Origin of the sequence: Aeromonas popoffii, assembly GCF_000820025.1 — a bacterium.
Classification (GTDB): domain Bacteria; phylum Pseudomonadota; class Gammaproteobacteria; order Enterobacterales; family Aeromonadaceae; genus Aeromonas; species Aeromonas popoffii.
The window spans coordinates 35,805-55,981 of the sequence record NZ_CDBI01000001.1 but is presented as its reverse complement, the minus strand read 5'-3'; the positions used below and the strand labels follow the sequence as shown (position 1 = coordinate 55,981).

The following is a 20,177-nucleotide window of genomic DNA, read 5'->3' as shown; positions in this document are numbered from 1 at the left end:
GTGATAGTACAGCGCCTGTTAAACCAGCTGATCGCGCAGGACATTCGTGATTTCCGCGTACTCGCGGCGATTGCGAAAGTGCCGCGCCAGATGTTTGTGGATGAAGCCATGGCCCACAAGGCTTGGGACAACACGGCGTTGCCCATCGGCCACGGTCAAACCATCTCCCAGCCTTATATGGTGGCGCGGATGACCGAGTTGCTGATCCAGAATGCTCCTGCCCATGTGCTGGAGATTGGTACTGGTTCCGGTTATCAGACGGCGGTGTTGGCGCATCTGGTGGAGCATGTCTACACAGTGGAGCGGATCAAGTCGCTGCAGTTTCAGGCCAGACGCCGGTTGCGGCAGCTCGATCTGCACAATGTTTCCGCCAAGCACGGCAACGGCTGGCTGGGCTGGCCCAACAAGGGGCCGTTTGATGCGATCCTGGTGACGGCGGCGGCCAGCGAAGTGCCCACCGCCCTGACCGATCAACTGGCCGATGGCGGCCGTCTGGTACTGCCGGTGGGGGACAGCCAGCAGATGTTGCAGCTGATCGAGCGATCCGGCTCCCAGCTGACCAGCAAGATCCTGGAGCCGGTAAGGTTTGTTCCCCTGATCGACGGAGATGTTGAGTGACCTTGTTTTCTCGTTTGTACGTGCTGGTGATGCAGTGGGCCCGCCACAAGTATGCCCCTTATTATCTGGCGATCACCGCCTTTGCCGAGTCGGTGTTCTGGCCGATCCCGGTGGACGTGATGCTGGCGCCCATGGCGCTGGCCAGGCCGCACAAGGCGTGGCACTACGCCGCACTGGCGACGATCTTCTCCGTATTGGGGGCGCTGTTTGGCTATGCACTCGGTTATGCCCTGTGGGAGCCCGTGGTGCAGCCGCTGGTTACCTCGGTGGGATATGAAGAGAAGATTAGCCTGGCCCGGCAGTGGTTCGAGCAGTGGGGCATCTGGGTGATTTTTATTGCCAGCTTCACGCCGATCCCCTACAAGGTGTTTACCGTCACGGCAGGCCTGTTGCAAATGGCGCTATTGCCCTTCATCGTGACCTCGTTGATCGGTCGTGGCATGCGCTTCTTTTTGGTCGCTGGCCTGATGCGCTGGGGCGGTGAGAAGATGGAGCGCAAGCTGATGCACTATGTGGATGTGCTGGGCTGGCTCTGTATTTGTTTGGCCGTTGTGGCCTATTTCTGGTTTAGTCGTTAAGGATCCACTATGCGTTCGCGTGTTTGGCAAGGAAGCAGTATCGTCGTGTTGTCATGGCTGCTGCTCGCTTGCTCTTCCAGCAAGACTGCTGCTCCGGTACAGGGATTGGGCAATGATCGCCTTGTCTCGACCGTACCGACTCGTCAGGGGACGGCTCAGCCGGCCATTCAGGGCAACAGCTACACGGTGAAAAAAGGGGATACCCTCTACTCCATCGCCTTCAACTCGGGCAATGATGTACCGTCTCTGGCCAGCCTCAACGGCATCAGCCCTCCCTATAACATCTATCCGGGACAACAGATCCGGTTCGATTCGTCCGCTGGCAGCCAGACGGTTGCACGCAGTGCCGGCACCTATCAGGTTCGCCCTGGGGATACTCTGAGCAGCATAGGCCGTCAGTTTGGCATGTCGAATCAGACGCTGGCACAGAGTAACAGCCTGCAGGCACCCTATGCACTCCAGGTTGGCCAGGTGCTGAATGTGCAGTCTGCCAGCACGGGAGGTAGCCAGATGGTCGCCGCGACCCGTCCGGTCACGCCACAAAGTACCGGCCCCAAACCCCTTGCGACAGCGCCATCAGGTACGACCACCCCATTTATCAAACAGAAAACGATTGCTCAGCCATCTTCAAAAGAATACGCTCAGATCAAAGAACAAAAAACAGACAATAAGCCTCAGTCGAAACTATCTTGGCACTGGCCGACACAAGGCCGGATCGTCGAGGGTTTCTCCGTTGCAGAACAGGGAAACAAGGGCATAGATATCGCTGGTCAGAAGGGGCAACCCGTCTACGCAGCGAGTGGCGGCAAGGTCGTCTATGCGGGTAGCGCACTAAGGGGTTATGGCAAGCTGATTATCCTCAAGCATGATGACGACTACCTCTCTGCCTACGCTCACAATGATGAGTTGCGGGTTAGGGAAGGGGATAGCGTCAAGGGCGGAGAAGTCATTGCCAAGATGGGTAGCACGGACGCACCGGATGTGCGATTGCACTTTGAAATCCGGTATCGAGGCAAATCGATAAACCCGATGAGCCATTTGCCAAAGCGTTAACCCCAGAGAGTTAAGTCTTACTCTGGTTCAGGTCAGGGAGACACGCCATGAGCCAAGAACAACTGGTTATGCAGGATGCAGAGTTAGAGTTTGACGCCGAATCCGAGTCCCATGAAGTAGAAGAGTTGGGCGAGGTCGTCGCCGAGGTGGAAGAGACCATCTCCGATGAACTGATGGCACCGGAACTGAACAAGGTGATGGATGCTACCCAGCTCTACCTGGGGGAGATTGGCTTCTCCCCCCTCCTCACTGCCGAAGAGGAGGTCTATTACGCCCGTCGTGCCTTGCGAGGTGATAAAGCCGCCCGCAAGCGCATGATCGAATCAAACCTGCGACTGGTGGTTAAAATCGCCCGTCGCTACAACAACCGCGGCCTAGTGCTGCTGGATCTTATTGAAGAGGGCAACCTCGGTCTTATTCGCGCAGTCGAGAAGTTCGACCCCGAGCGCGGCTTCCGTTTCTCCACCTATGCTACCTGGTGGATCCGCCAGACCATAGAGCGGGCCATCATGAACCAGACTCGCACCATCCGTCTGCCCATCCATGTGGTCAAGGAGCTGAACGTCTATCTGCGTACTGCTCGTGAACTCTCTCATCGCCTCGATCATGAACCAACCGCAGAGGACATCGCCTTTGCGCTGGATCGCTCGGTAGACGACGTGAATCGCATGCTCAAGCTTAACGAGAAGATCACCTCCGTGGATACCCCAATAGGCGGAGATCGCGACAAGGCGCTGCTGGATGTGCTCTCTGATGAACGTGGCATGGGGCCCGAGCTGGAGTCGCAGGATGACGATATGCGTGCCAGCATTGTGCACTGGCTGGAGGAGCTAAATCCCAAGCAGCGTGAGGTGCTGGCTCGTCGTTTTGGCCTGCTCGGTTATGAACCGGCCACGCTGGAAGACGTGGGGTCCGAGATCGGCTTGACCAGGGAGCGGGTACGCCAGATCCAGGTGGAAGGACTGCGTCGCCTGCGGGAGATCCTGATGGGGCAGGGGCTCTCCATTGAGGCGCTGTTTCGGACCAACTAGCGAGTACCAATCAGGGCGCATATGCGCTGCTGACAGCAACCAAAAAGGGGCCTTCAGCCCCTTTTTCATTGCAGCCGGATCTGCAGGATCACACCGGATCCAGGGTGTCCAGCGGCCAGCGTGGTACGGCCTTGACCGCCAGCGGCTCGAACACGCCCGCTTTCAGACGCTGCATACCGGCATAGGCGATCATGGCGCCATTATCGGTGCAATATTCGGTGCGTGGATAGAACACCTCACCCTTGAGACTCTCCATGAGCTCGGCCAGTTGGGCACGCAGGTGACGGTTGGCACTGACACCACCGGCCACCACCAGGCGCGTGAGGCCGGTCTCTTTCAAGGCGCGACGGCACTTGATGGCCAGGGTATCGACCACAGCATCTTCAAACGCACGGGCGATATCGGCGCGGGTCTGCTCATCGTCACCGTTGGCGGCGATGGTATTGGCAGCAAAGGTCTTGAGACCGGAGAAGCTCATATCGAGCCCCGGACGGTCAGTCATGGGACGGGGGAAGTGGAAACGTCCGGTGGCGCCCTTCTCGGCCAGACGGGAGAGCAGGGGACCGCCCGGATAATCCAGCCCCATCAGCTTGGCGGTCTTGTCAAACGCCTCACCGGCGGCATCATCGATGGATTCGCCCAGCAGCTGATAGCTGCCGATACCGTCGACCCGCACCAGCATGGAGTGACCACCGGAGACCAGCAGCGCCACGAAGGGGAACTCGGGCGCTCTCTCTTCCAGCATGGGGGCCAGCAGGTGGCCTTCCATATGATGCACGGCGATGGCAGGTTTGTTCCACGCCATCGCCAGCGAGCGGCCTATGGTCGCCCCTACCAAAATGGCGCCAACCAGACCCGGGCCCGCGGTATACGCGATGCCATCAATATCATCTTTGCCCAGTCCCGCCTCTTGCAATGCGGCCTGGATCAACGGGATCGTCTTGCGGACATGATCCCGGCTGGCGAGTTCGGGGACGACGCCACCGTAGTCCGCATGCAGCTTGACCTGGCTGTATAACTGATGGGAAAGGATCCCTTTTTGATCGTCGAAGATCGCGATCCCTGTTTCGTCACAGGATGTCTCTATGCCCAATACACGCATTGCTAAAAAATTTCACTGCTAAAATGAGACGGCTATGGTAACCTTCGCGGGTTTTTTAAACCAGAGCGATCTCTGCGGGTTTACTTTCATTCCCTGTCCAGAGTATAATTTCGCACCATTTTAAGACATGCTGATCGACTGATGGTCAGCTAACAATATATCACTGAGGTGAAAGGCACATGCCAGTAATCAAAGTCCGTGAAAATGAGCCGTTTGACGTTGCTCTGCGTCGCTTCAAGCGTTCTTGCGAAAAGGCCGGTATCCTGTCTGAAGTTCGTAGCCGTGAGTTCTACGAGAAGCCGACTACCATTCGTAAGCGCGCCAAAGCGTCTGCTGTAAAGCGTCACGCCAAGAAGCTGTCTCGCGAAAACGCACGTCGTATCCGCCTGTACTAATCGGGAGATAATGCCGTGTCTCTGAAGGATCAACTCAAGGATCAGCAAAAACTCGCCATGCTTGCCAGAGATAAGGCTCGCCTGGGGACGATCCGTTTGTTGATGGCAGAAATCAAGCAGCGTGAAGTTGATTCCCGTATCGAGCTCAATGATGAGGATATCCTCGCTGTCGTGATCAAAATGGTCAAACAGCGCCGCGATTCCATCAGCCAATTTGAAGCTGCTGGTCGCCAGGATCTCGCCGACAAAGAGTCCGCAGAGATCGTTGTGCTGCAGGAATTCCTGCCACAACAGCTGACCGCAGACGAAATTGCCGCACTGATTGAGCAAGCCATCACTGAAAGTGGTGCTGCCGTCATGGCTGATATGGGCAAGGTCATGGCTGTCTTGAAGCCGAAAATTCAGGGACGTGCCGATGTCGGCGCCGTCAGTGCTCAGGTGAAAACCCGCTTGGCGTAACAGGCAACTCTCTTGTTTGGTCGAAGAAGCCGTGCTTCCCTGGGAATGCGCGGCTTTTTTATTTTATCCGCAATGAAACAGGACGGTTATGGCAGGCAGGATCCCACAATCCTTTATCGATGATCTGCTCGTACGCACAGACATAGTCGAGCTGATCGACTCGCGAGTGCGGCTGAAAAAAGCCGGTAAAAACTACCAGGCTTGCTGCCCTTTTCATAACGAAAAAAGTCCCTCTTTTACCGTCAGCCAGGAGAAACAGTTCTACCACTGCTTCGGTTGTGGCGCCCACGGCAACGCCATCGGTTTTGTCATGGAGTACGACGGTCTCGAATTTCCCGATGCCATTGAAGAGCTTGCCAACATGCAGGGCATGCAGGTGCCTCGCGAACAGAGCATTGGTAGCTCGGCCAATAGCCAACCGGCCGTCAGTAAAGATCTGTTCGAGCTGATGAACCAGATCGCCCGCTTCTACGAGAGTAATCTCAAGAGCGTTCCCCATGCGGTGGAGTACCTCAAAGGGCGCGGTCTGACCGGTGAAGTGGTCAAACGATTCAATATCGGCTATGCCCCCAGCGACTGGGATCAGGTGCGCCGCCGCTATGGCGCCAGCCGCGATCACGAACAATTGCTCATCTCGGGTGGCATGCTGATCATCCGTGAAAATGGTGGGGGCAGCTATGATCGCTTTCGCGATCGCATCATGTTCCCGATCCGCGACAAGCGTGGCCGGGTCATCGGCTTCGGTGGGCGGGTGCTCGGTGATGGCACGCCCAAGTACCTGAACTCGCCAGAGACCCCCATCTTCCATAAAGGGCGGGAGCTGTTCGGTCTCTACGAGGTGAAGCAGGCACACAAGGATCCGCGTAGGATCCTGGTGGTTGAGGGCTACATGGACGTGGTGGCGCTCGGTCAGTACGACATTGACTATGCGGTGGCGGCGCTGGGTACCGCGACAACCAGCGACCATATCCACACCCTGTTTCGCACCACCGCCGAGGTGGTCTGCTGCTATGACGGCGACAAAGCAGGTCGTGAGGCGGCCTGGCGGGCGCTGGATAATGCCCTCTCCCATCTGCAGGATGGGCGTGAACTCAAGTTCGTGTTCCTGCCTGATGGCGAGGATCCCGATTCGCTGGTCCGCCAGATTGGCAAGGAGGGCTTTGAAGCCCTGCTGGACCAGGCCCAGCCTTTCGCCGACTTCATGTTTGAGCGTCTGGGGCGGGATGCGGCACTGTCCGGTGAGGCGGGCAAGTTCGAGGTGGCCAATAAGGCTGCCGAGTTGATCCGCCGGGTACCGGAAGGGTTTACCCGTGAGGGGCTGATCACCCGTCTCTCCAGCATGATGCGCTGGGGTGAGAACAAGCAGCGCATCGCCGAACTGTTCGCCCGCAATAGCCAGCCCAAGGCCGAGCTTACCAAACCCAAGGCTGTCAAGCTGACGCCGTTGCGCCGGGCACTGGCTCTGATGATCCAGTACCCGGCGGTGACGGCCGAGCTGCCGGCCATGCCTGAGCTGGCCGGGCTGCGGGTACAAGGAATCAAGTTCTTGCTGCAGCTGCATCAGCAGATCCTGGCGCAGCCCGGGATCACCACGGGTATCTTACTGGAGCACTGGCGCGGTACCAAAGAGGGCGAGATCCTCGCTCAGCTGGCGATGCACGACTTGTTTGAAGAGATCAAGCTCAACCAGGAGCCGGATATTCTGGGAGAACTGCAAGATACCTTTGTCGGTTTCATCAACCAGTTTCTGAAGCAACGAATTGAAGAATTGCAGGCCAAGGTGGCTCAGGAAGGGCTAAGCTCTGGGGAAACGCAGGAGCTGATGATGCTGATCAGAGAGGTACAGATTGAGAAAAGAAATGAGACTGGGGCTTGATATCTGAGTGATTAGTCCCAATATGAATACCGTTGCCCGAATCGACGGGATTAAAAGCAAAAATTTTATAACCGCCTGGCCCCGACAATACTGCGGGCAGGGGTTTCTCATGACCGACGCCGCAACCAGACATAGCATGTCTGGCGGTTTTCTATTAGAATTGGCTATTTGCGCAGCAGCGCACTGTACGCGCAACCTAGCATCACCAACCGGATGAGTTCTATGGAGCAAACCCCGCAGTCTCAGCTTAAACTCCTCGTTGCCAAAGGTAAAGAACAGGGCTACCTGACCTATGCCGAGGTGAACGATCACCTCCCGCAAGACATTGTCGACTCTGACCAGATCGAAGACATCATCCAGATGATCAACGATATGGGTATTCAGGTGGTTGAAAACGCCCCGGATGCTGATGACCTTATCATGGCTGAAGGTGGTACCGCCGATGAGGACGCTGCCGAAGCAGCTGCCCAGGCACTGGCATCTGTTGAATCTGAGATTGGTCGTACGACCGATCCCGTCCGCATGTATATGCGGGAAATGGGTACCGTCGAATTGCTGACCCGCGAAGGCGAAATCGACATCGCCAAGCGGATCGAAGACGGTATCAACCAGGTGCAAAGCTCCGTTGCCGAGTACCCGGAAGCGATTACCTATCTGCTTGAGCAGTATGATAAATACGAAGCAGAACAGCTGCGCCTGTCCGACATCATCTCGGGTTTCATCGATCCTAACGAAACCGATGACGTCGCGCCGACCGCGACTCACATTGGTTCTGAACTCGGCGAAGCCGATCTGGCCGACGAAGATGAAGATGAAGACGAAGATGAAGACGACGACGGCGAAAGCTCGGACGACGACGGTGACGGTGGTCCGGATCCGGAAGTTGCTCGCGAGAAGTTTGGTGAGCTGCGTGCCCAGTATGAGGTAACGCGCCTCTCCATTCAGAAGAATGGCCGCGCGCACGAAGATACCCAGGCCGCGATTGCTTTGCTGGCCGACGTATTCCGTCAATTCCGCCTGATGCCCAAGCAGTTCGATCGTCTGGTCAACAACATGCGTGGGATGATGGAGCGGGTCCGTGTCCAGGAACGCATCATCATGAAACTCTGCGTTGAGCAGGCCAAGATGCCGAAGAAAACCTTCGTCGCGGCCTTCACCAACAACGAGTGTGAAACGGCCTGGTTTGAATACCAGAAACAGGCTGGCAAAGCCTGGTCTCCCCGTCTGGTCGAGATGGATGAAGACGTGCTGCGTTCCATCGGCAAGCTGCAGCAGATCGAAGAGGAGACTGGTCTCTCCATCGCCCAGATCAAGGATATCAACCGCCGCATGAGCATAGGTGAGGCCAAGGCCCGCCGTGCGAAGAAAGAGATGGTTGAGGCCAACTTGCGTCTGGTTATCTCTATCGCCAAGAAGTACACCAACCGTGGTCTGCAATTCCTGGATCTTATCCAGGAGGGCAACATCGGTCTGATGAAGGCGGTAGACAAGTTCGAATACCGTCGTGGCTACAAGTTTTCGACTTACGCTACCTGGTGGATCCGTCAGGCCATTACCCGCTCCATCGCGGATCAGGCCCGTACCATCCGTATCCCGGTACACATGATCGAGACTATCAACAAGCTCAACCGTATCTCCCGTCAGATGCTGCAGGAGATGGGTCGCGAACCGAACCCGGAAGAGTTGGCCATGCGCATGGGCATGCCGGAAGACAAGATCCGCAAGGTATTGAAGATCGCCAAGGAGCCCATCTCCATGGAGACGCCCATCGGTGATGATGAAGACTCTCACTTGGGCGACTTCATCGAAGATACCACTCTGGCTCTGCCGGCGGATGCCGCGACCAGCGAAAGCCTGCGCAATGCGACTCGCGAAGTGCTGGCAGGTCTGACCGCCCGCGAAGCCAAGGTGCTGCGGATGCGTTTCGGGATCGACATGAACACTGACCATACCCTTGAGGAAGTGGGCAAGCAGTTCGACGTCACCCGTGAGCGTATTCGTCAGATCGAAGCCAAGGCACTGCGCAAATTGCGCCACCCGAGCCGTTCGGAAGTGCTGCGCAGCTTCCTGGACGAATAGTCCCTGGTATGTGCCCAGAGCCGTCGTCTCAAAAGCCCCGCTATGCGGGGCTTTGTTTTATCCGGACTTTATGGGACGTGAGCCGGTTGGCAGGAATATTGGCAGGAAAGTGGACAAAATGTCGCCAAGTGGTTGATCTGCCTATAGACTGGCTTCTCCACATCTCCTATAATCCACGCCGCAAAACCAACAATCTGGCCCCTTAGCTCAGTTGGTTAGAGCAGTCGACTCATAATCGATTGGTCGCCCGTTCAAGTCGGGCAGGGGCCACCAAATTAGAAAAGGCGTAGCAGGTTAGTAACCGCTACGCCTTTTTCGTATCTGCTGATTAGAAGTGCACTTGTAAGTGCACTTAAGTGAAGGCTAGGTGCTCGTTGCTGTACTCGGCGCGGCTATGGTGAAGCCGGAAAGCCAGACTTGGCTGTAAGCTGCATAAAGCCTACTTTCCCTCTTCATCCTCGTTTTCTGGTGTGACTTCGGATTCCAGTGGTCCCCCGTGGGGATTTTTCATTATTAAAGACTTAAATGGCACCTAGAGTGTGCAAGTGTATAAACGATGTTGCTTCAGGTAATAGACAAATGTCCGTGAATTCAATGTTGAAGTGCAACGCCCACCATACCCGCGAAATCAGGGCCAGATTGATCACTCAATCGCATCAAGCTTGACCATATTTTGACAACTTATTCTTTAAGGCCACGAACAGCAGTAGGACGATGAGCCCTTCAGTAAGAAGGGCGGTTGCCCCCTCCATTCCGCTCCGGTTTGAGACCCCAACGACTCTTTTGTGGTGGCGCTTACGGTACAATGCGAAAAAACATTATGTCGATGCGCAATCCAGCCATGGCCGGACGGATGGCGATGGTCAAGGGGGACGCAAGACAACTAGCAGAACTTCAGGCTGACAAAACAATAAAACGAGATGTTCTTAATGCGTAAATTGATTGCCATGGTTGCTATGTGCGTATTCATGCTTAGCGGCTGCTCGTCCGTTCCCTCCCAGCAAGGCAATCCTGCCGTAGAGCAAGCCAAAGCATTCATCCCGGCCCCCGAAGGTAAGGGCTATGTCTATGTGTTTCGTGACGGCTGGTTTGCCCGCTTGCTCTCCAAGGAGATCTACCTTGACGACAAATCGCTAGGTGATTCCGACAATAAGACCTTCTTTCTGCTGAAGCTGGACGCAGGCAAGCATTACAAGCTGGGTGCCGACAGTGAGTTTGGCAACAATGAGGTAGATGTGACGGTTGAATCCGGTAAGACCTATTACTTCAGGCACTACACCCGCATGGGTATCATGTTCGGTACACAGGCCGATTTTGATGCTATTACCAGCCCTGACGACATTGCCGATGCCCAAGAGTCCATCAAGGTATCTCGTATGAACAACCCTGAAAAAGGCTAAGCAACGCCCCAAACAAAAAACAGTTCAATATGAGCTGGTTATGTTTTTTCCCATGCCATTATCGCCGATCTTCTGCGCTTCAGTATGCATACCATTTCCTGATTACCCATGATCCTCAGCCATCTTCAAGAGCCGATATGGCATCGGAGGACTGGCTACTACCGCGTGGCCCAATTCAACCAGCATACTCTTGAGGTCAAAACGATGATTAAACCGGAAGCAATATTCCGCCAGATGCCTTGGTAAATGCTTGGCTCCAAGCATATGGCAACTGCCCCGCAGTGAGTTCTTCACATTCCCTATCATCGTGTTTACCCAGTTGAACGCCGGATGCTCCAGCAAATCCAGGTTGCCTCCGGTGACGATACCCAGGTACTCACAATTGGCCTCTTTGACCGCCCTGAAACAGGCCAATCCATCGGATATCACTGCGCTACCACTGGCAACATGCCGTTTGGCCCACTGTGCAATGGCCTTGGTTCTGAAACCATCGACGACCGTCATCCGCATCTTGATTGGATGTCCTTACTTGTTCAGGGCCACTGCCGCCACAAAAGGTGTTTTGCCTGCCGCGCCCCGACCTCGTTTGCCACCACGCCGTTCACCACCCCAGTAGACATCATCGAGCTGAATGATGCCGCTGATGGGCTGCTTGTCATCGGACTCTTTCATCGCTTGCAGCAGCTTGTGCTTAAGCATCCAGGCGGTGTCATATTTGACGCCCAACTGGCGTTTTAACACCATCGCTGACAAGCCTGTTTTGGTCTGTGACAACAGGTGCATTGCCAGAAACCACTTGGTCAGAGGGAGTTTGGTGTTTGCAAAAATAGAGTTTCCAGTCAATGACATCTGATGGCGGCAGTGATTGCATTGCAGCACACGTGGCCGACTTTTCAGGTGACAAAAGGTGTGGTTGGCGCATTCAGGGCAGATGAAGCCATGGGGAAAACGCCAAGTGAACAGGGCCTTTTCGCATTGAGCCTCAGTGCCATAGTCCCTGAGAAACTCCAACAGACTGAGCCCTTTCTGGAATTGGACTTTGCTTTTGGCCATGATCTTGCACCTCAATGGCTGTACATAAGATCAGTATAGTTAGGGGTGACTGTATGTCATGGGTAATCAGGTACCATTTTTCCCTTTTTTAACAGGATTCATTTGTTAACATGACGCTCGATTGAATGGGCATATCTGGATAGATATTTTGGCCTTGACCCCATGAACATAAAAACAGCATAAAAACAGCATAAAAATAATACTCACTTAGGGATATAAAATGAGAAAAAGCCTGATTTCAATTAGCCTAGTGCTCGCGGCCAACTCTGCAATGGCAGTGACCACTATTGACGTTAACTTCGTGGTGCCGGAAGGTATTGCCAACACCCAAGGCCGGGAAGCACTGTTTGCCGGTCTGCGGGCCAACCTATCCCAAGTTGATGAGTTTTACCTGTCAAAGTACACAGGACTCACTAAGGGCGGTCAGCCCGAGGATTTAAAGTTTAATCTGCGTCAAATCGTCGTCATCGCGGACCGGACAACCGATATAGGGTGCAGGTCCAGATTTGTCTATCTTGGTTCCGTCCTGTTTGCCGATCACCAAGTTGATGGCCGTGTCGGTATTCAGTCTGCTGAATCTGAGCTAAGTCGTGATTATTCCTGTTTGAGCCCGGAGGTGGTGAACACCATTCAGAAAGCAGGCTACAGCTCCGGTGCTGACTTCTGGGTACAGATTGTTCCTCAAGCTGTCATGGAGGGTTGGGCATCTGGTATTGCTCACCCACCGATGGATATACAGCTTCCAGTCATGGACGGGTCGCAAGACGGCCTTTACGTTGAAACCGGCACGCTGGCTCATGAGATTCATCACTTGCTGGGTGGCGTGGATCTCTACGATAAACCTGAGAGTGACCAGTGCTTTAGCGGCGGGCCTTGGGAGTTACGTCTGATGTGTGGCGTCAAGGTCGCTAATCCGAATCTCTACGGCACGACCCAATATGCTGATGAAAAGCTGAACATGCAGCGCCTCTTCAACAATGAAGACACCACACTGAGCGACTGGACCTTCAACGGGACTTGGCAGGGCGGATCTTATTATATCAAAGCGTCTGGAGCTGCGCTGATGACCGTACCGTCCACTGGTAACCGGATGGCAAGCCTGCAATTAAGCGGTGGCGCACTGTCTCAACGCGAACCCACCATTATCCTGAGCGTGACCGTAAAAGGGGCAGACCAGTATGACAAGCCCGTTGCGGTTGAGGTCTACACCAAGGGCGTTACCGCCAAGGCAGGCGACCACTACATTGACGATGTGACGAACACTGTAACATTCGATCCGTCCAACCCTGATTATTCCGTTACGCCAGAAGGCAACTGGGTCAAAGAACTGAAGTTGACTGCGAAGAATCTGGATTTCACTGGCGACAAAACCATGCAAGTGGGTCTGCGCGGTGGTAATGCTACCAATGTTGACCAGACCATCACGAATATCACCGTGACCGGTACAAGCGCACCAACGCCCCCGGTAACGCCGCCGGTTAATCCACCGGTTAATCCACCGGTTAATCCACCGGTTAATCCACCGGTAACCCCACCGGTAGACCCTGAAAACTCCGTTGAAGGTGGCGGCGGCGGTGGTTCTTCCTCCCCGCTGGTCGTGTTGGGGTTGGCGGCGGTAGCGTGGTTCCGGCGCAAAACTCAGTAATTGAGTCATTCCAATGATTAAGGCCCCTCGTGAGTAAGGGGCCTCTTGGTGCTCGCCTATCACTTACTCAACTTACCATAACCGGTCATCTATCATGCACGAGGAATCCAAGTTGAAAAAAACACTGATGCACACTGCCCTTGTCTTCACCTCTATAGCATTTGCCTCATCGGCGTTGGCCGGTTATACCGGTTTCAAAACTATGGCGATTGGCGATCCCATTACCGCTGTTACCGCTGTCAATGACGGGATGGAAAAATATGACTGGCGTACGGACAACGACCAAGATTTTCGCGGCACACCTAAATTGGGCGAAGGCTTCCTAGGCTTGCCGGCTATAGGGCCTTACGATTATGCCATCTACTACCAGAAGCTCTCTTCCTTCGGCGGCCCCTTGGTCGAGTACAAGAACAGCTCTCCTTCCACTGTCAAGCAGGCGAAAGCTGACTTCAGGGCTTGGGTAGAGAAAGCCACCAAGGCCCTTGGGGTTAAGCCCGAATTGACTGAATACAATAAGGATAACAACGAGCCATTTTTTGAGTGCGTAACCAGCAATCTGTGTGGTAGCTATAGTGCGAATTACCACATTGGCGACCGCGAAGTTTCACTCTGGTTAATGCGTGGAGATGAAGGTAGTAGCGTTGTTGGTTCGTTAAGGGTAGGGATGAGCAATATTAAATAGGACAATCACCATGCGTCCTTGCGGGCTATCTGTTATGGCACTCCTTCGTATCGTAAGCACCATCGGCATACACCGAGCCAAGCGCTCGGCGTAGCGGATTAAGCCGGGTCGGCAACACCTCAGCATCATGGGCATTTTCCAGCGAGACCTCTGCTGCCACGATGTCGTGGGTGGCCGGGCCCACCGCCTCGCGCTATAGCCAGGCCGGAAAAAGATGGGGTGATTAGCAACGTCTGTCACCCCCTCTTTTTTGGCAGCCAAGCGCAGTGCGGCAGGTGAAGCGCGGGCCATCGGTTGGTAATGTGATCGGTCACGTAGACCGGACTCACCCGAATTGGTAACATACAGGCACAACTGCATGATGGATCCAATAAGCGTGGGCCTGTGTGCCCTGCCGTCTATTCAACTGATTTCGGAGGATGCTGTTGGAAGTGGGGCATCACTCGGTGAGTGAATAAGTACTATACAAATGAAGATGAGTAATTATGGAAAACAATAATGCAGGTGTAATGAGTCAGGAAATTATGCAGTTGACGGCGCTTACGGCGATTGAGAAGAAGCAGTTTACGCTTGGCGCGTTAGGGGCTGTCCTTATATTATACGTTTTTGGGAACGCCATTCTTGGGTTTGGGCTAGGTTTCTGGTATTACGAGGTTATTACACATCATCGTAGTATGAACGCGATGGAGATAGTTGTTCTTATCGCGGGACAAATTTTTATTACTTATAAGTTCCATATGTACTGGATGGACAAGGAACTAAAAAAACTTGAAATCGCACAAACGCATTATATGCGCGAAACCCACACAAGTCTTAAAAAAGTAGATTACTTCACTAGGAATCCATGGAGCGGCTTGGCTGTGGATATCGAAGCCAAAGAAATTGCCATCATTGAGGGTAATGAGAAACACCCTACCGACACCAAGCCTTTGATTTTGTCGTGGGATAAAATTAAGGACATCCGTTATTTTGAGCCCGATGTGAGTTTTGAGACGCAAACCATCAGTATCAATAATGGTGGGCTGATGGGACTTGGGCAAAATTTGCTTCTTTCCCCCGTGAATAAAGAAGTCAACAAGAGCAGAAGGTTACAAGCTGAGGCGAAGGCACAAAAATGTACTGGCCTGTATTTTGAGTTGGATGATATTCATAAGCAACAGGCATTCCTGAGAATGCCCAAGCAACAGGCACCGCAATGGATCACGCTTTTTGATAAGTTATTTGATGGTTCGTTGGAGCCGCAGCCGAAGCCAATGGAATTTCCACGGCCAGAAGATGTGGAGGGCGGCAGGATGACGTTGCTTCCCAAATCAGAGTGACCTAAATTGAACTTATGGAGAACACTGTGATCTGAAGTCAGCATCATGGGCAAGGTACTTCACTCCATATCAAACTGTTCACAGTACAATGCACATTACACTAATTGCAAGACCAAAACCGCCCACTCAAGGGCGTTTTTGTTTAAATTAAACCTTCTCATCCAACAAATGCGAGACATATAATTATATGAATGCTATTTAATTTCCAAGTTCAGTTTGGAGGTTTAATTTAGCCATCTTTCTTGTTTTTACATTGTCATTTTTATAATCATCTATATATTCTATGGCCATATGTTTTATACGATCAAGAGACATGATTCTGGCTATTGAAGTTATGCGTTCACAAGGTCCATAGTTTAACTCTCCATTTTGCGTTGTCATTGAGTCCAGTTCCTGATTATTAAAAAACCAGTGGCAATTATCTTTATGGCGACTTCCTGCAACGTAACTATTTGCCCTATCCATGCCATTTGTCCAACATACAAAAACATCACCATCAATAGTTGTACCCTGGCTGGCATATACAGTTAATGCATAACCAGGAGAAATTGGTAATCTACCATCTTCATTTTTATAATCTAAGTCATTGAATGTAATGTATCTACCATCATCTAAATTTACACCAAAATCAATACGACCATCATTAGATATCACATGTTTAATAGTTCCAAATGTTCCATTAGACACTTGTAGTCGATAATCATTTTTGCAAAATCTAATACGATCTCCTGCCGCAAATTTATATCTGCATCTATGCTCTGATACTATACAATCAACCTCCACCTCATTGATACTGACACTCCCTTCTGCCTGGAGAATTGTACGCACTTGCTCTGAGAGTAGATTTACATCTGCCCACTTCTGGGCTAATAACAAGTTTGATTTATCTGGGTTGGCAAGTCTGAACTGGTTCCACGCCTGAACCATTGAGTTTCTAGTCTCCTGAGCATCACTATAAAAATTAAGCAGACCTCTTTGCCTAAAAGCCTCTAATGCCGCTTCCGACTCCCCATCCCTTAATTGCATCACAGCCTCCCGAGCCCAGCTTTCACGCTGTCGCTTGATGGTTTCAATGCGACTGCAATTTAATCGACGCGATAGATATCTCAAACAACCACCATGTTCAATTGCATCCAGTTGTTTGTCCTCACCGACGAGTATGACCTTGACGTTATTTTCGGCGGCAATGTGCAGCAACTTATGTAGCTGCCTAGTTCCAACCTGCCCTGCTTCATCGATCACCAAAACGTCAGCAGTCGAAAAATGATTACGCTTTCGCTCATAGTCGGTTAGAAGTTTGGCAACGGTAAATGACGGAATTCCGGACTCCTCTTGCAGATTGTCCGCTGCACGTTTCGCTATTGTCGCGCCAATCACACGATGGCCGCTGGATTGGTACGCATGTCTTAGCACCGCCATTGCGGAGGATTTACCCGCCCCCGCCGACCCCTGCAAAATACCCAGATCGCCATTGCAGCACACATCCATGAGTGCTGCCCGTTGCTCCTGGCTTAGCGCGTATCCGCAACCTTTTTCTTGGAGGGTAATGGCTGCCTGTACGACAGCCTCTGTCAATTTCAGCTCATTACGTGCAAACAGATCGGTAGCTATAGCGACCAATTCCTGTTCCACCCGCAGCATTTGCCGGGTCGTAAACAGCTGGCTGTGCTTCTCATCTATTCCTATAGGGATCAACTCATCATCAGCTAATAAAGATTCGGTGAAATCTTGGATATCTGCTGCTGGCAAACAGGAACACTGAAGTTTCTCGGCAATGAGCTGGTACAGGTCTTGTGCCCTGAATACGGCAACTCGTTCAGTCAATGTTGCGTAAATATCTTTGAAAAAACGTGGCTCAACGACAGGCTTTCCGGCTAGGCGATGCCCGCTTTGGGACTCAATGTATTTAGCTGTTAAACCAAAGCCATCAAGTTCCGATTGCCACCTTTCAAGTAGTGCGGAACGCTCGACCCGTTGTTTGGTTCGACGGGTAACCAGTTTTACCCTGTCACCGATACTGCTGGCGCTACTTGTCGCTGACGTCTGTGTCAGGCTTTCTGCGATGGCGTGCGCACGTTTAGAGAAATAGTGAGAGATAGAATCGGGAATACATGGAAGACAGAAGCTCTCCCCGTCAGGCTCAACGGCAAACCCCAGCAAGTTTATCTGGTAGGCCAGCTCAGCACGGTATGTAGCACCAGCAGCTTTTTGCCATAGGTATAGGTCTCGGCTGATTATTGTTCCCCAGCTTCCATCTGACCGAGGCGCTGCATTAGCGACTAGGGCATGTGTGTGCAGTTGGGGATCGAGATCCCTTGATGTTTCATGCTCGAAAGTCGCAACAACCAGCCCATCAACTCGTTCTCGTCGTTGGCCAGCATGCTCTCTGCGCGTAAAAGCTGCATGATTTTCGAGCAACGAGATCGCTCTTTTGACAGCTACAAGCTGAGCATCACTGATTTTTTCACGTAAAGAATGGTCGGCGGCAGCCCAGACGATACTCACCGATTTGGGTGCGGAGAACGTGAGATCCCAGCCTGGCTGATGTGATTCACCTGGTACGGAGCACAGCGGAGTTTTGCCATTCGGAGCAAACCCCCGCATAATGCTATGGTACTCGTCCGCTACCTCCCGGCCCGATATTCCTAACGCAATGGCGCCTCTACCGATCCAAATCCCGGCTGGCTGATCATCCGTCAGATAATAATCCTCGTCTACGTAGTACCCAATGTGGCTAATCGCATGTACTGATAACATAAATTAATTCCCCTTCAATCGCCCATTTCTTGTTGTTGGTGGTGTCGATGTCGGTTTTGAGCTGCGCTGGAGCAGCCAATCAGAAGCGACATGGCTTTTGGCAACCACATTCAGTTTTGGGTAGGGCCACTGGAGCCTATACACCGCATTCCAGCCGGAACTAGTGATGTAGCCAGTAACTCCTTGTGGGGTCGATTGCGGCAGGTTTACCAGATCAGGCGGGGTTACGAGCCGCCAAGTTTCCTTCTGCCAGCTTGCAGCTTGCCCTTGATTCTCGGAATAGGTGGGCCGTTCGTAGATCGCTTCACCAAATGCTTTGGCCGCGTATTCGGCCACGCCACCAGTAGCGCCACAGCGGAGCGCAATGATCGTCGAAAATAGGTTTAGCAGGGTGTCAGTATCATGCTCACCGTATGTCTTATATAGCTGTGAAATAGACTGAGTACCAGCTAGTGTCCGGCAGCCTTTAGATCGCCCGATACTCATCCATTCTTTCAGACTGTCGTTTTTTGGCAGATTTCCCAGTTCATCAAGCACTAACCAGGTATGTGCTGCCTCATGATCAGGCTTGGCGGTGACAATCTTGGTCATGAGTCCGATCATCGCGTTGCACAGAGGGCCACCGACATACTTAAGCTCGGGATGAGACTGTATGATAATTTTCTTAATTTTTGGTTCTTTTCCATTTAACCAGTCTCGAATGGAAAACAGTCTTTTCCCTGTATCTGCCCAAGCCTTATCTAGCGAGTACAGCCAAGCAACATCCGTCATAAGTGTCGATATGAAACCGTGAGTAGTCTTAGACTCATTTTCAACAAACCGCGACGCACGATCATAGTGCCTGTCTAATGCAGAACGGAGCGACAGGGTATCGAGTGATAGATTCTCAACTACCTGCTGCCAACCCCAATTGCTCGGCCCATTGGCACTGCTAACGGCCAGAATTCCTGCCAAAATCGCTCGTGCACCGTTCGACCACGTTGTATCCTCAGCCCGGTCAGATACCAGAATATTAGCAATTAACTCGAAATCCTCTTCAAACCGTAGATCTTTAGATATATCCCATACTGCCGAGCGTTTATCCCAAGGTGCGATCAGAATAGTATCAGCGGGGTCATAAAAAAGCTCAGTATACTCTCGCTTTTCATCATAAATAACAGCGATCTCCCCATTTTTCACGATTTGATCTAAAACCGTCTTGATGACCACAGACTTACCGGATCCCTGCTGACCGAATACAAATAAATTTCCTTCAGCCTCCTTTTTACTTAGTATTACATCAGGATGAACGGCAATGCCAGAGCGCTGACCATTCTTCAAGCGGCGTAATTTAAGTCCTGTTTTTAAGCTTGCATTCTTATACAGGGTTGGACCATTTACATTAATAATTTTTTTCCGACCACCAGGTTCCCACAAAATAGTTTTCGTTAAAATGAACGCAAACAGCAATGAAATAGATAATATTCCTACCTCCGCCAGCAATATCTTGTTGCGGACACTATGTGAGGCGAACGAGTTAAAATAGTTCTCAGTATTCGTCCATGAATGCTGTGTTAACAGCAACCAGATACCCCTTCCAAAATAAATTGCATGATCTGTAAAACGGCCCCAGTCGTTCGTTGGCCAGAGCAGATTTATCTGTATGGTCAGGCCTGCTATCACGAAGAAAAGAAAGAATCCTACCATCAATCCCCATCGCTGATGCCCCATCGAGGGTGGAATATGAGATTTCATTGAATAACCTCCTTGCCTAAAGCAATGTTTACTTGTCTAGCAGCTGCTTTTCGTTCGATGTCTGAAAGACCCACCGTTGCAGCACAAATTTCGAAAGTATGAGTTAATAACTTTTGCTCCAATCTTGAGAACAGAGTAATTAAATTCTTATGTTCTTGATGACTAGTCCATGCTTGGCGAATTACTTCTGCTGCGTTCGTGTTTTTTTCTTCAACTTCGTTCATCAAATCAAGATAATCCCTCATTTGAAAACGAACGGTCACAGACTTTTGATACGGGTGTTTCATTGTGAACTCCTAGAAATCATTGAAATCTTCAGTGCTAACACGATTTTTTGGTAAATCTTTTGCACTCTTGAAATCAGTTTTGAAATCACTGGAGCCCCGCATAAAACGG

The 20,177-nt window shown here is 52.0% G+C and carries 16 protein-coding genes, 1 tRNA gene and 2 pseudogenes; 13 read left to right on the top strand and 6 right to left on the bottom strand.

All coding sequences use genetic code 11. The annotated features are described in order from the left end of the window. From BN1129_RS00245 to rpoS, 4 genes are read left to right on the top strand one after another with little or no spacing between them, the layout of a single operon-like run. Complete coding sequence (locus BN1129_RS00245) at window positions 1-618, top strand: protein-L-isoaspartate(D-aspartate) O-methyltransferase (protein WP_042033757.1); 618 nt, start codon at window positions 1-3, stop codon at window positions 616-618. Continuing rightward, window positions 615-1,196 carry a YqaA family protein gene (locus BN1129_RS00240; RefSeq protein ID WP_042033756.1) on the top strand — a complete coding sequence of 194 codons (582 nt, stop codon included), beginning with the start codon at window positions 615-617 and terminating at the stop codon, window positions 1,194-1,196. The genes BN1129_RS00245 and BN1129_RS00240 overlap by 4 nt, the downstream gene beginning before the upstream one ends. Window positions 1,197-1,205: 9 nt before the next feature. Further along, window positions 1,206-2,249 carry a peptidoglycan DD-metalloendopeptidase family protein gene (locus BN1129_RS00235; RefSeq protein WP_042033755.1) on the top strand — a complete coding sequence of 348 codons (1,044 nt, stop codon included), beginning with the start codon at window positions 1,206-1,208 and terminating at the stop codon, window positions 2,247-2,249. A gap of 47 nt (window positions 2,250-2,296) precedes the next feature. Further along, entirely contained in the window at window positions 2,297-3,280 is a 984-nt protein-coding gene (gene rpoS / locus BN1129_RS00230) for an RNA polymerase sigma factor RpoS (protein ID WP_042033754.1), read from the top strand. An 88-nt stretch (window positions 3,281-3,368) separates the two neighbouring features. On the opposite strand, the gene tsaD is transcribed toward rpoS, so the two are convergent. Beyond that, window positions 3,369-4,382, bottom strand: a complete 1,014-nt coding sequence (gene tsaD / locus BN1129_RS00225; protein WP_042033753.1) for a tRNA (adenosine(37)-N6)-threonylcarbamoyltransferase complex transferase subunit TsaD — start codon at window positions 4,380-4,382, stop codon at window positions 3,369-3,371. A gap of 179 nt (window positions 4,383-4,561) precedes the next feature. Here tsaD and rpsU point away from each other — a divergent pair, with 179 nt between their 5' ends. The 6 genes from rpsU to BN1129_RS00200 all read left to right on the top strand — a co-directional run bounded on the left by rpsU (window position 4,562) and on the right by BN1129_RS00200 (window position 10,591). After that, window positions 4,562-4,777, top strand: a complete 216-nt coding sequence (rpsU, locus tag BN1129_RS21960; RefSeq protein ID WP_005309452.1) for a 30S ribosomal protein S21 — start codon at window positions 4,562-4,564, stop codon at window positions 4,775-4,777. 15 nt (window positions 4,778-4,792) lie between these two features. Beyond that, entirely contained in the window at window positions 4,793-5,236 is a 444-nt protein-coding gene (locus BN1129_RS00220; RefSeq protein WP_042033752.1) for a GatB/YqeY domain-containing protein, read from the top strand. An 88-nt stretch (window positions 5,237-5,324) separates the two neighbouring features. Then, the gene (gene dnaG, locus BN1129_RS00215; RefSeq protein WP_042033751.1) at window positions 5,325-7,112 is read left to right on the top strand and encodes a DNA primase; all 1,788 of its coding nucleotides are present in this window, start codon (window positions 5,325-5,327) and stop codon (window positions 7,110-7,112) included. Between the two features lie 213 nt (window positions 7,113-7,325). After that, the gene (gene rpoD, locus BN1129_RS00210) at window positions 7,326-9,191 is read left to right on the top strand and encodes an RNA polymerase sigma factor RpoD (protein ID WP_084204523.1); all 1,866 of its coding nucleotides are present in this window, start codon (window positions 7,326-7,328) and stop codon (window positions 9,189-9,191) included. Window positions 9,192-9,387: 196 nt separating this feature from the next. After that, window positions 9,388-9,464, top strand: a tRNA-Ile gene (locus BN1129_RS00205). 656 nt (window positions 9,465-10,120) lie between these two features. Further along, on the top strand, window positions 10,121-10,591 hold the full coding sequence (locus BN1129_RS00200; RefSeq protein WP_042033749.1) for a DUF2846 domain-containing protein: 471 nt from the start codon (window positions 10,121-10,123) through the stop codon (window positions 10,589-10,591). 102 nt (window positions 10,592-10,693) lie between these two features. On the opposite strand, the pseudogene BN1129_RS21955 reads toward BN1129_RS00200, so the two are convergent. Beyond that, a pseudogene (locus BN1129_RS21955) lies at window positions 10,694-11,644 on the bottom strand (IS1595 family transposase). A 220-nt stretch (window positions 11,645-11,864) separates the two neighbouring features. Here BN1129_RS21955 and BN1129_RS00185 point away from each other — a divergent pair. Both BN1129_RS00185 and BN1129_RS00180 read left to right on the top strand, forming a co-directional pair. Continuing rightward, window positions 11,865-13,289, top strand: coding sequence for an SVAGG family GlyGly-CTERM protein (locus tag BN1129_RS00185; RefSeq protein ID WP_042033746.1), 1,425 nt, complete (start codon window positions 11,865-11,867; stop codon window positions 13,287-13,289). Between the two features lie 112 nt (window positions 13,290-13,401). Next, a complete protein-coding gene (locus tag BN1129_RS00180; protein ID WP_042033745.1) occupies window positions 13,402-13,971 on the top strand; it encodes a hypothetical protein in 570 nt (189 codons plus the stop codon). Window positions 13,972-14,005: 34 nt separating this feature from the next. Here the strand turns inward: BN1129_RS00180 and BN1129_RS22960 are convergent. Beyond that, window positions 14,006-14,158 (bottom strand): annotated as a pseudogene (locus tag BN1129_RS22960) (transposase); the annotation flags it as partial. Between the two features lie 298 nt (window positions 14,159-14,456). Here BN1129_RS22960 and BN1129_RS00175 point away from each other — a divergent pair. After that, a complete protein-coding gene (locus BN1129_RS00175; RefSeq protein ID WP_042033744.1) occupies window positions 14,457-15,290 on the top strand; it encodes a hypothetical protein in 834 nt (277 codons plus the stop codon). 198 nt (window positions 15,291-15,488) lie between these two features. Here the strand turns inward: BN1129_RS00175 and mobF are convergent, their stop codons facing one another. The 3 genes from mobF to BN1129_RS00160 are packed head-to-tail and all read right to left on the bottom strand — an operon-like array spanning window position 15,489 to window position 20,068. After that, entirely contained in the window at window positions 15,489-18,047 is a 2,559-nt protein-coding gene (gene mobF, locus BN1129_RS21950; RefSeq protein WP_084204521.1) for a MobF family relaxase, read from the bottom strand. A 3-nt stretch (window positions 18,048-18,050) separates the two neighbouring features. Beyond that, window positions 18,051-19,781, bottom strand: a complete 1,731-nt coding sequence (locus tag BN1129_RS00165; RefSeq protein WP_042033742.1) for a type IV secretion system DNA-binding domain-containing protein — start codon at window positions 19,779-19,781, stop codon at window positions 18,051-18,053. Further along, window positions 19,778-20,068 carry a hypothetical protein gene (locus BN1129_RS00160; protein WP_042033741.1) on the bottom strand — a complete coding sequence of 97 codons (291 nt, stop codon included), beginning with the start codon at window positions 20,066-20,068 and terminating at the stop codon, window positions 19,778-19,780. The genes BN1129_RS00165 and BN1129_RS00160 overlap by 4 nt, the downstream gene beginning before the upstream one ends. Window positions 20,069-20,177: the final 109 nt, after the last annotated feature.